The following is a 12,233-nucleotide window of genomic DNA, read 5'->3' on the forward strand; positions in this document are numbered from 1 at the left end:
AACATCGAAGACATTACCATGATTCGTAAAAATCCAACTGGTCATCTCCCTATCATTGACCAATCCGCTTATATTGATCAAACCGCAATTATCTGTGGAAAAGTCATCATTGAAGCTAACGTATTTGTCGGTCCTTATGCAGTGATCCGTGCAGATGAAGTAGATGAAAATGGCGACATGCAACCCATCATTATCGGTGAAAATTCAAATATCCAAGATGGTGTTGTCATTCATTCAAAAGCAGGTGCACAAGTCACGATTGGAAAAAACTCATCCATCGCCCATCGTTCGATTGTTCATGGTCCATGTGTGATTGGTAACCGCGTATTTGTCGGCTTTAACAGCGTCTTATTCAACTGTAAAGTCGGTGATCATAGTGCCATCCGTCATAATGCAGTGGTCGATGGTCGCGATTTGCCTGAATCATTTTATGTACCTGCGATGAGCTATATCAATGCTCGAACGGACTTAAGTCAGTACCCTCCAATCGATATTTCTATCAGTGAATTTTCTGAAAGTGTGGTGAGCACCAATATTGAGTTGGTACAAGGTTATAAGGCATTACAAAATGAATTTTAGACAACCCCCAAATCTAATCATACGTAATGCGAATATGGTTAATGAGGGGCAGCAACAAATCTGTGATGTCCTGATTCAGCAAGGTCGTATTAGTAAAATCCAACCTAATATAACGGGTATATACAATGCTAAAAGCATCGAGGCTGATGGAGCATGGTTACTCCCAGGCATGATTGATGATCAAGTACATTTCCGTGACCCAGGCTCACCACAAAAAGGGAGTTTTGCCTCAGAGTCTTTGGCAGCTGCGATAGGTGGAATTACCAGTATCATGGATATGCCAAATACCAATCCTCCTACATTGGACTTAACTGCACTACACTATAAAAAAGGAATTGCAGCCCAACATAGCATAGCCAATTATGCATTTCACTTTGGTGTAAGTGCACAAAATTTAGAGATTGTTGAAGCACTTGATCCTAAATTGGTCAGCGGTGTTAAAGTCTTTATGGGAGCATCAACGGGTAATATGCTGGTTGATGATCCAAAGATTTTAGAACGCTTATTTGCTAATGTACCCACTATTTTATTAACACATTGCGAATCCACGCCACGGATTAAACAACTGGAAGCGTTTTATCGTGATCAATATGGCGAAGATGTCCCTGCATACCTACATCCTAGAATTAGGGATAAACAAGCCTGTTTTGAAAGCTCTCGGTTAGCCGTATCACTCGCTGAAAAATTCGGTACACAGTTACATGTGCTACATCTGACAACAGCAAAAGAACTTTGCTTATTTAAAAATTTGCCATTGGACAAAAAGCATATTACTGCTGAAGTATGTATACATCACTTAACTTTTGATGAATCTGATTATGCTGATTTAGGCCATTTAATAAAATGTAATCCAGCTATTAAGACTAGCAATGACAAACAGGCGCTTATTGAGGCAGTTTCTAATAGCCATCGTCTTGATATTATTGGTACAGATCATGCACCGCATACATGGCAAGAAAAACAACAATCTTATTTTAATGCCCCTTCAGGCTTACCTCTAGTTCAACATGCATTACCTGCATTATTAGAATTAGTGGCAGATCAAAAACTATCGATTGAAACACTGGTAAGAAAAACCTCACATCAGGTTGCTGATTTATTCCGCATTAAAGATCGAGGTTATATCCGTGAAGGTTATTGGGCAGATTTAGTCCTCATCCGTGAAAATCATCAAAAACAATCTGTAGCTGAACAAACCAATTATATGCGTTGCGGCTGGACACCCTTCCAAAAGAAAACATTCCGCCATCTGGTGGATACAACCATCATTTCTGGTCAACTCGCATGGCATCAACAGCAACCTTATCTTAACTGTCAGGGTCAAGCTTTAGAAATTGACCGCTAATCTGCAATAGCCTTACCCGTATTTAGATGACTCTATATGAATATCCAGTTTAATTTTCTTGGTTCAACTCACCATTTTCAACTCGAACAATCCATGGCGATTTCTGAGGTTTTGTCTCGTTTCAAAATTCAAAGCTATAAAAAAGCTTTTCTCGCTAAAGTTGACGCTCATTTCGTTGATTTACACTATGTTATCCAGCATGACTGTCACATCGAACTTTTCAGTCTGAACGATGACAATCATTTAAATCTACTACGACACTCCTATGCTTATCTATTGGCACAAGCTGTCCATCAGTTATACCCTTCTGCTCACCCCGTAGAATATAAAATTACTGATTATGGTATTTATTGTGACTTCGCCGATACTCCATCCTTTAATCAGGATGATTTGCAACAAATTGAACTGAAAATGCATGAGTGGGTACAACAACATTTAGATATACGCACAGAAAAGATTACGTCCGATCAAGCCGCTGATTTTTTTAAACAGCAAAATTCTGATTTTAAATATCAACACTTAAAAAATATGAGTGATTTAAGCACATTATATTTTCATCAAAATAATGATTTCTCTGATGTTTACTTATGTCCACTTGTTCCAAATACTGAATTTTTAGAACATTTTAAAGTGACTCATGTTTCTGGTGCATATTGGCAAGGCGACTCTACAAACCCTATGTTGCAACGAATTTATGTCACATGTTGGGCTGACCAAAAACAATTAAAAAAACATTTAAAGCAAGTTGAAGAAGCAGCAAAACGAGATCATCGTAAATTAGCACAGCAACTTGATTTGCTACATTTTGATGATAAAGCACCTGGTGCCGTATTCTGGCATGCGAAAGGCTGGAAATTATTTCAGTTATTGACAGATTATTTACGCCAGCAACAAGATGATGCGGGTTATATTGAAGTTAATACTCCCGATGTCATGGATCGTGAGCTTTGGGAAATTTCGGGACACTGGCAAAACTATCAGCAGCACATGTTTACCACAGTCACTAAAGATCAGCGGAGTTACGCGCTTAAGCCAATGAGTTGTCCTGGCGCAGTTTGTCTATATGCACATGAATTAAGAAGTTATAGAGACTTACCGTTACGCATGGCAGAATTTGGTAAAGTTCATCGCTATGAGCCATCTGGCTCTTTACATGGATTAATGCGCGTTCGCCATTTTACCCAAGATGATGCCCATATTTTTTGCACTGACAGCCAGCTTTTATCTGAATGTAAAGATACGATTGCTCTCATTTACAAAATTTATGAACAATTTGGTTTCAATGAAATTTCGATCAAATTATCCACACGTCCTGATCATCGTGTCGGTAAAGATGAAATTTGGGATTTTTTAGAAAATACACTAAAACAATCTCTTGAACAGCTTGATATCCCTTATACCTTAAATATCGGTGAAGGTGCATTTTATGGTCCCAAACTTGAATTTACCTTAAAAGATGCTATTGGTCGTGAATGGCAATGCGGGACGATTCAGGTTGATTTAAATTTACCAGAACGTTTTGATATTCATTACATTGATGAAAATAATCAAAAACAACGACCTGTGATGTTACATCGGGCTTTATTTGGATCTTTTGAACGCTTTATTGGTATTTTAATTGAACACTATGTGGGACATTTCCCATTTTGGCTTGCACCAGTTCAAATCGCAATTTTACCAATTACAGATACACAACATGATTACGCCAAACAAGTGCAAGAATCGCTTAAAAAGTATGGCTTTAGGGCAACATTAGATTTAAGTCAAACGAAATTGAACTATAAAATCCGTGAAAATACGCTACAAAAAATACCTTATCTGATCATCATTGGTGAGCAGGAAGCGCAACTATCATCTGTTCGAATACGTGCGCAAAATGGAGTAGATTTAGGAGATTTTCAATACTCTGAGTTACTCGATTTTTTTAATAATACATCTACAAGCTAATCTAAGGTGTGTTGAAAATTAACGAGGGTTAATTACGCTCACACAAATATAAATCATGGCGGCAAAATTTGAGTCTATTTTATCACTACGCATGGCAATACGTTTGAATTCTTTCAATTTGCAAAAGTAATTTTCGATGAAATGCCGCCATTTATACATACAACGATCAAATATACGCTGAACTTTACGCTTGGCTTTTGGGGGAATAACTGCTTTTACTCCACGATGATCAAGCTCCTTCAATAACTAAGCTCCTTCAATAACTAAGCTACATCAAAAGCTTTATCTACTAATAATGCCTGAAAATCTATATCTTTAATCAGTGGCTTAACTTCAGCAAGATCATGAGATTGTCCGGGCATTAAGCGGAATTTAACCAAATTTCCCAAACTCTCGACTAAGGCAAGGATTTTAGTAGTCATTCCATCTTTTGATTGACCAATCGCTTAGGAATAGCTCTCCCTTTTGCACCATGGCGTATTCAAGATCAGAATCCACATTGACTAATTCAAAAATTCTCAAATACACGGGCTTTCACCCAGCAGTAGCGACCTTTTAAAACAGTATTCGATTTGCCAAAATTATATGGTAAATCTCTCCTTCGATTACCTCTAAGTGTAATCCACAATAGCGCGTCTAGAAATAATCTATTATTTGTACCGATCCGACCCCGATCTGTGACTTTACCGAGGCAGAGTAGTTCCATTTTTTCTCATTGAGCATCTGTAAATAGGTATCTATCCATAACGAAACTATAAACGGAATAGTTTTATTGACCTAATTCTGAACACACCTTAACACTTCAATTTAAAGCATTCGAAAATATCGGTCTTCCCAATTCCCATTAAACTCAAAGAGTGAATAACTTTTTGGCTGCTATTCAGCTGGTCTTCAAGCCTGTTTAACTTGGCAGGACATATCCCTTTTCCTTAATTAAACGTACTGCTGCATCACACACTTCCGCATCATAAATCGTTCCGCGTCCACGTAAGATTTCTGCCAGGGCCACATCAACCCCCAAAGCCGCACGATAAGGACGATGCGAAGCCATTGACTCAATCACGTCTGCCACGGTCAGAATACGGGCCTGCGGATGGATCTCATCACCTTTTAATCCTTTAGGATAACCGGTGCCATCCATCCGTTCGTGATGCTGGCCAATGATTTCAGCAATCGGAATATTGAAAGGAACATCCTTGAGAATTTCATAGCCGGCTTGTGCATGGCCTTTCATCATTTCCATTTCCAGATGAGTCAGACGAGAAGGTTTGGTCAGAATCTCGGAAGGAATAGAAATTTTACCAATGTCATGTACCAGTCCAATTTCTTCCATCTGCAGACAGCGTTTTTCATCCCAGCCCATTTCTTTGGCAATCGCACTGGCAATCAAGCCGACACGGCGTTCATGCCCTGCGGTATAAGGATCGCGCAATTCCACCATGATCGATACCGCCTGCAAGGTGCCATACATGGTGGCCTCCAGCTGTTCCAGCTGCCGGGCAATCTGGTCCTGTGCCTGCTTTTGCTCGGTAATGTCCTGTGCCATAACAATTTCGGCAGGCAAGCCATCGTCCCAAGTAATGTGACGGCTATGCAAAGAAAATTCCCGGATCTGACCATTTCGATGTCGAAATGAAACGATAGATGGCATACTGAAATGCTCTGCCGCCTGTGTCCTATCCTCAGCTTGGTGAATCAACGCCAACGTGTCTGGAGTCGCATCTCTAAACTCCAGGATATTATGTCCGTTGAGCTCTGTGGCAGATCTACCCAGCATATTGGCATAACTTGGATTGACGTATAAATACTGATTGTCTCGCAATACATACATTCCGACCACAGTCTGCTCCACCATTCCACGGAAACGTTGCTCACTGTCTCGTAATTCCTGTTCGGTTTTCCGGATAGCAGTGACATCGTTCCAAGCAACAATTACGTCATTACCTACAACCGCTAGTGTACGCTGTGCAATACGGGGACTGCCATCTTTTGCCAAAAAAGTGATTTCAGGAAATTGTACCTGTTTGCCATCTTTGGCCAGTTGCAAGGCATCTTTCCAATTCTGCTGCATCACCTGTCTTTGTTCTATATCAGGTGCCACCTTTTTCAGCCAGGCTTCCCGATTTTGAAAATCGGCCAGACTATATCCCAACCATTTTTCATAGGCCAGATTGACTGCAAGAATACGTTCATCCTGCATGGAAATAATATGCATGGGTACAGGTGACTGTAAAAACACCTGCTGGAAACGCTGTTCCATCTGCTGTGAATAGGTTTCGGCTGTTTGACGCCGCTGCTCCGCTGCAAAACGCTCCAGCGCAAATGAAATATCTCTGGAGAGATTTTGAAGTAGCTGAATTTGCTCCTGGTCAAATTCCACCTGGCCCGTGGTATACAGCCCGACCAGTCCCCAGAAATGGCCTTGTAACAGCAATGGAGTTAATGCCGCTTGACGGATCTGCTCCTGTTTTAAATAGTGTATCCAGGTCCGGTATTCTGGAGAAACACTCTTATCAGGATCATTGATCAATGTATAGCTATAAACATCCACGTCCGGGCTGGTATTTTTCAGATGATTCAACGGAGTATTCTGATCCTGCTGCAAGGCAGTCTGTAAAGTGGGCAAAATATTGGCGCTAATATTATGATGGAACTGAATTACCAGTGGACTGTCTACCTGATCATCAACTTTCAGCGCAATCAAAATTTTGGCAAAACTCCCCAGCTTCAGTAGTACCTGCTGCAACTCAGTCAGCAACTGTTGCTGGTTCTGACTATGCACAATCACCCGGTTAGTTTCACTGAGCAGCTGGTACAGATAGGTTAAACGTGCTACCCGCCCCTGGGACTGTAACCGGATATAAACATCGGTAATCTGGCTGGTGATGTGATCGATTAAACTTTGTTCTTCATCCAGAAAAGCGGGCACATCCGGTGCCTGAGCATACCAGATTATTAAGTTTCCGGATTTCTGGGTATCATTGCCAAAAGCCGACTGCAGATAGTGCGTCTGGGCAGGAGGTTCAGTGCCAAAAATGCCCCAGTCACTGTCAATCCTCAGATGAATCCTTTCCGGAGAGGAAAATCCCGAAGGAATGATTTCCATGGCTTTCTGCAATAGCTCAGCCATGTCACTATGTATGTTATTGCAAAGCTGGTTGATCTGGTTCAGACAACGTACTTCCTTGACCCGTTTTTGTACATCCTGCAACAAAAGCTGGCGGTCTGTAATATCATGCACCACCATAACCCAGACCGGTTTTTTGCCTAGGCGTTCTGCAAAGGGGGCGACATGACACTCGACCGTTTTGCGGTCCGGCAAAGTCAACTGGATTAAAAACTCTTGCGGTGCATGCTGCAGTCTGGAACAGACCGGACAATCCTCAGCCTTTACACGAGGATCATGCGCCAGTTCATGTACGGAACATCCGGTCAATTGTGCCGCAGCAATACCATGTAGCCGGGCTGCTGCCAGATTGACCTGCTGAATGGTTTGGCTGGAACTGACAATATAGGTCGGATCCGGAATGGTGTCATAGGTGCTGGCCGCCTTGGACAGCATACTAAAAGGTTCTTTGATGGTCGACTCGACCAGTGCCATATAAATAAACCAGTAGGAATAAACTTTCAGGATATGCCCCAGCAGATTGGCATCGGCATATACGGACACATACTGGGTAAAGGTAAATTCAGAGGCCATCATGGTCAGCATGGAAAGACTGACCCCAAACGTCAGTTGCGCCGATAAATATTCGCGGCGGCGCCAGACCAGTATCAGCGCCAGTGCCAGCACCGCAATAATCAGATATTCACTGTAAATTTTAAAAGGGGTCAGGCCTTGCCCATCAACAAAGGCGGTGGGGAAGAAACCCAGCATGACTGCAGTCACAATCCCGGCACTAAGCAGACCAAAAAACAGGTTCAGCGGGACAGGTTTGATCGCGCGTGTCAGCATGAATGGTGCGACGAGCATGGTAAAAGCCTGCAACAGGCGGGCGCCAATCCATAATTGTGTGGCCTGATTGGCACTGTCCACAGGAAGAATCTGCATGCCTTTGTAAAGCAAGGTATGGAACAGATCAATAAATCCACACCAGCCAATGGCAATCGCAATGAAAACCACAAAATAATTTTTAGTAAAATGCCGCGATACCACAGTCACTATCAGTGCTGTAAGCGCGATAATGATGGAAATCAGTTCCGCGATGGTATGGGTAAAGATGAAACCAAAACTTTGATTGGTCCACCAGATCAGCAAGGCAAAAATCGTCGGAGGAATGATCATCATATAAGGAGAAATAAACGACTTAAGGTCGAATACATCCGGTGAAAATAAGTCACGAGATGATTTAGGCATAAAGTTCCCCAATAAAGTTCGAAAATGGCCTTATGTCATAGCGCTGTTTAAAATGTTGTATTGTCTAAAAATTCACATGTTTATTATAACATTAGGCCGGTGTAAATAATCCGTGAATACCTTGCATGAGAGCTGCCTACAGCTAATCTTATATATCAAATACCTCAACTCTCTCTGTCGTGTTTGCATCAGTTAGATACTTGAAATTAACGCGTGCAGTTACGTCCCTCACGCTTGGCCTGATACAGCTGCTGATCTGCTATTTTCAGTACCTCTTCCACATCCTCAGAACTATGCGGCCAATAAGCAATGCCTATTGAAATGGTGACAATGCCAATTTCCTCGATTTCCGTGATTTCAACTGCCTTTCGTAGTCGTTCTGCCGCCTGAAAAACGGTGATCGGGTCTGAAGCAGCCATTAAAATAATAAACTCCTCTCCCCCTGAACGGCAGCAGATGTCATTGTCACGAAAATGATATTTCATCAGTCTGGCCAGTCTTTGTAAGACAATATCGCCTTTGTCATGGCCATAGCTGTCATTTACCTTTTTAAAAAAATCGATATCCACTGCCAGTACCGCAAATTCGGTACGCACACGCACAAATTCTTCAAGAAACAGCTTCATCCCACGGCGATTATATAAACCGGTCAACGGATCGGTATTCACCGACTGATTTAGCTCATCAATTTTTTCATTAAAATTCTGAGAACTTAGCATCAGGGAATTTTTGAACTGATCAACCTCAAAATATACAGGGTCAATTCTGTTAATTTTTTCCTGAATCTCCGGCTGATTTAGCATACTGGCCATTTTCGCCAAATGGTTTAAAGGTAGTGCAATCAAACCCGATAAACGCCAGACCACAAAGAAAATGAAGAAATAGAACAGGGTAATCCCGATGGATACGTTGATAATGATACTGTTGGCTTGAGCAAACAGCTCGTCAATCGGCTGCTGCGATACCACAATCCAGTTCACACTGGGAATATGTGAAAAGCCGACTAGACTATCTATGCCTTGGCCGTTCATCAGACGAAAAGCGCCATCTTGTTGCTGAAGCATCGGGGTTAAGCCATCACTGACCTGGACTTTCTGGCCAATTTTCCGAGTATCGGCATGAAAAATGATGCGTTTTTGGTCATCCATAACATAGGTATAATTTTTCTTGTAACCATATTTGGAGGCCAGCATTTCACTGACCAGATTCTTGCTTTGTAGATAAATCGTACCGGCGATAAAGCCCAAGTATTGCCCCTGGGTATCGAAGACTGGTTCAGAAATAATCACGATCAGTCTTTTGGTTGATGACCAGTATGGAGAAGAAATATAAGTTTGCTTGCGTTTGAGCGACTCGGTGATACCAAGGGTTTTATGGATCTGTTTAGAATCAATCTTTAAGGTGGTCGGGAAAAATGAAATGATATGCCCTTCCCGGTCAACCAGAAAAACACTGTTGAAATGTCCGGACTGGCTTTTCAGGCGTGCCGTTTCACTATTCCTCAGGCTGGGACTAGCAAAATCTTGACCGAGCAGCCTGGCGCTAAAGCGTAAATTTTTTAAGATTTCTTCAAACTGATAGTTGGTATGGGCAGCAATCCTTGAGGAATATTCAGCATTCAAGGCCAGAGAGTTATCGATCAGGCGCTCTTTCACTGTATAGTTAACAAAAAATAAAGCAAAGACAAACAGACAGGTCACGCTTAAAACCGTTAAAAGTAATATTAAGCTGCGCAGATTTAAACGAGGCACCAGTAAAACCTGTCTCAATAGGGCAATTCCCAATCATTATTTACGATACTTATATCACAAAATAATGAAAAAACACGGTTTATTTCAATAACATCGACGTGAGTCAAATCGCCCAGAAATGGCCGTCAATTTTTCCGGTCCTATTTGTTTTACCGAGCGTTCAACGAATGCACTGCCACTGTAGTGCAGAAGGGATGTCAATGCTTGGAAGTATGCTCTAGGCATTCATCGCTGTTTCTGCCTGAACTGATGATTTCAGGAAAATGGCCTGAACATGCAGGGTACCGGATTACTTGGAGTCGTGGGGTTACTGCATTTTTACGCTCAGCACAGATTCAGATCATTTAACCAGCAATGAACACAGCCGATATCGATTTTTTTTATGCTATATTCCCAGTTAAGACTTATATTTGTGATATAAATCACACGACTTATTTTCCCTAAAAGTTTGAACTTATTACAAGGTTTTTGGATTTCAATGCAAACATATATTCCTTATCAGCTGCGGGTAAAATTAAAACAAATTGATCCTATTCTCGATAAGCATTGGCAACAACAACTACAGTCCATCCTATCGACGACGCCGCAAGCATTGCATCAGAAAATAGAAGACCAGTACCTGAAAGCCAAGAATATCGCATGGAATTACCTGAACCAGACCTTTGAGTTTAAAGGTCATACTAGCCTAAAAAATCTTCAGCTTGACACGCAAAACTCCGAATTACTGCAACTCGCGCACAGAATAAAGAGTACATTCAGCTATCTGCAAGGCTATCAAACCGACTTTCAGATTGCCGATTACCTAGAAAGTATTGTGCGTGAAATTAACCAGATTGATCTAGAACATTCAGCAGACATTCAGGCACAGCAACTGATCAAAAAAGCCTTTCTGTATGACGCTGCCCTGATTATTCGGGACTTAGATTTTACTGTTTCTGAAAATCACCGGCATTTGGATATTGAGCAGGTTCGAACTTTTATCTTTGAAATTTTTATGAAAAGTGAAATTCTGGGAAGCTGGTTTGCCCATATTTTGCCGAGTGAATATGCTGAACAGGGACTAGTAATTTTTCAGGATTATTTTATTCAGCAACAACGCGTTCGCGACTTTGAAATTATCAAAACCTTTCAATATTATTTTGTCCTGAGCAGCACCTACGACAGTTCAGTTTCTGCCTATTCAATTCGCCGTTTTTTAACCGAAGAAAACTTTGGTAAAGAGGATCGATTCTATATCAGTGGTTTGGTTCTTGACCCGCAACAGCTGGATCAAGCGAATTATTTTGCAAATTTTAAACAACTGATGAACCGAATCATTGGTATTCAGCGCAAAATGAATCCGCATATTGTGGAACTAATTGAATCCCTGCATGAATATAATCAGCAAAATCTCATCCCAAGTTTAAAAGAAATTTTAAATATTCAAAGTTTTTCCATCGACCACTTGGTGAAAGAGCATCTAGAAATCTTAGAAAAAGATTTATCCTTAAATATTCTCGAACCTTTGCTAAAAGGCTTAAAAAACAGTGTGCAACATACCGATGAACTAGAATATTGCTATTTAAATATTTTAAGGTTAATTAATGAGTTTCTGCATCAACTGGAAATTTTATCGCAGCAACCCATGCTACAGTTTAATCAGCATGCACGTCTGTTCAAATATCGATTAATTGCCTATTTAAAATTACTGGAACAACGTCGTGCGCAAATCTTTGTGATCTTTCACGATGAATTTCAGTATCAGCAACAGCTACAAGCGGTTTCAGCCCCCACTCAGGAAATTAGGGAACTGCTCAATAGCGCGATGGAACAAACCCGCCAGATCCAGCAGCACATACGCCAGTTAGAACGCGAAATGCAAAATGCCGAAAATAGCAGTTTTCTTAAACGGCTGTTTAACAAATCTGAAAATCATGAATTGAAGATCAATGAATTAAAACAGAATCTGATCGAGGTTCGAGATCGTTGCTATATTAGAATTATTGCTATTCAAAAACAGGCCTCTCAAGAGAGTGTTTATCTGGAAGCGAAGAATTTAATTTCGGTGATTGACTCTAAAGTACGGCATTATGCCTTTGCTAATGGTGAAAATGGCGTAACACGTTTACCGCTTCTGTTACAGTTACCTGAAGACCGCAATAACTTTAATATGCAGAGCATCCTCATGGCATTAAACTATGAATTTCTGCTCTCTGCAAAGAGTTGGGGATTGTCTCAAAAGGCCTAAAGCAAGACTGGTGAACTCTCAAGAGAA

7 protein-coding genes and 1 pseudogene are annotated in these 12,233 nt (G+C 41.1%); 5 read left to right on the forward strand and 3 right to left on the reverse strand.

The genetic code is table 11. The features are described 5' to 3' along the window. Positions 1 to 18 precede the first annotated feature (18 nt). The 3 genes from GTU69_RS14555 to thrS are packed head-to-tail and all read left to right on the forward strand — an operon-like array spanning position 19 to position 3,871. Positions 19 to 579 carry a carbonate dehydratase gene (locus GTU69_RS14555; RefSeq protein ID WP_166171516.1) on the forward strand — a complete coding sequence of 187 codons (561 nt, stop codon included), beginning with the start codon at positions 19 to 21 and terminating at the stop codon, positions 577 to 579. Continuing rightward, the gene (locus GTU69_RS14560) at positions 569 to 1,924 is read left to right on the forward strand and encodes a dihydroorotase (protein WP_086197112.1); all 1,356 of its coding nucleotides are present in this window, start codon (positions 569 to 571) and stop codon (positions 1,922 to 1,924) included. Before GTU69_RS14555 ends, GTU69_RS14560 begins: the two co-directional genes overlap by 11 nt. A 36-nt stretch (positions 1,925 to 1,960) precedes the next feature. Next, entirely contained in the window at positions 1,961 to 3,871 is a 1,911-nt protein-coding gene (thrS, locus tag GTU69_RS14565) for a threonine--tRNA ligase (RefSeq protein ID WP_166171518.1), read from the forward strand. A gap of 18 nt (positions 3,872 to 3,889) precedes the next feature. Here the strand turns inward: thrS and GTU69_RS14570 are convergent. From GTU69_RS14570 to GTU69_RS14580, 3 genes and pseudogenes are all read right to left on the reverse strand, one after another. Beyond that, positions 3,890 to 4,577 (reverse strand): annotated as a pseudogene (locus GTU69_RS14570) (IS5 family transposase). A gap of 195 nt (positions 4,578 to 4,772) precedes the next feature. Next, positions 4,773 to 8,228, reverse strand: coding sequence for an MASE3 domain-containing protein (locus GTU69_RS14575; protein WP_166171520.1), 3,456 nt, complete (start codon positions 8,226 to 8,228; stop codon positions 4,773 to 4,775). A 206-nt stretch (positions 8,229 to 8,434) separates the two neighbouring features. After that, positions 8,435 to 9,979, reverse strand: a complete 1,545-nt coding sequence (locus GTU69_RS14580; protein ID WP_346764490.1) for a sensor domain-containing diguanylate cyclase — start codon at positions 9,977 to 9,979, stop codon at positions 8,435 to 8,437. Between the two features lie 204 nt (positions 9,980 to 10,183). On the opposite strand from GTU69_RS14580, the gene GTU69_RS14585 reads away from it, so the two are divergent. Continuing rightward, positions 10,184 to 10,327, forward strand: a complete 144-nt coding sequence (locus GTU69_RS14585; RefSeq protein WP_166171524.1) for a hypothetical protein — start codon at positions 10,184 to 10,186, stop codon at positions 10,325 to 10,327. Positions 10,328 to 10,457: 130 nt separating this feature from the next. Further along, a complete protein-coding gene (locus tag GTU69_RS14590; RefSeq protein WP_166171526.1) occupies positions 10,458 to 12,206 on the forward strand; it encodes a hypothetical protein in 1,749 nt (582 codons plus the stop codon). Positions 12,207 to 12,233: the final 27 nt, after the last annotated feature.

Origin of the sequence: Acinetobacter sp. SA01 (genome assembly GCF_011319235.1) — a bacterium.
GTDB lineage: Bacteria > Pseudomonadota > Gammaproteobacteria > Pseudomonadales > Moraxellaceae > Acinetobacter.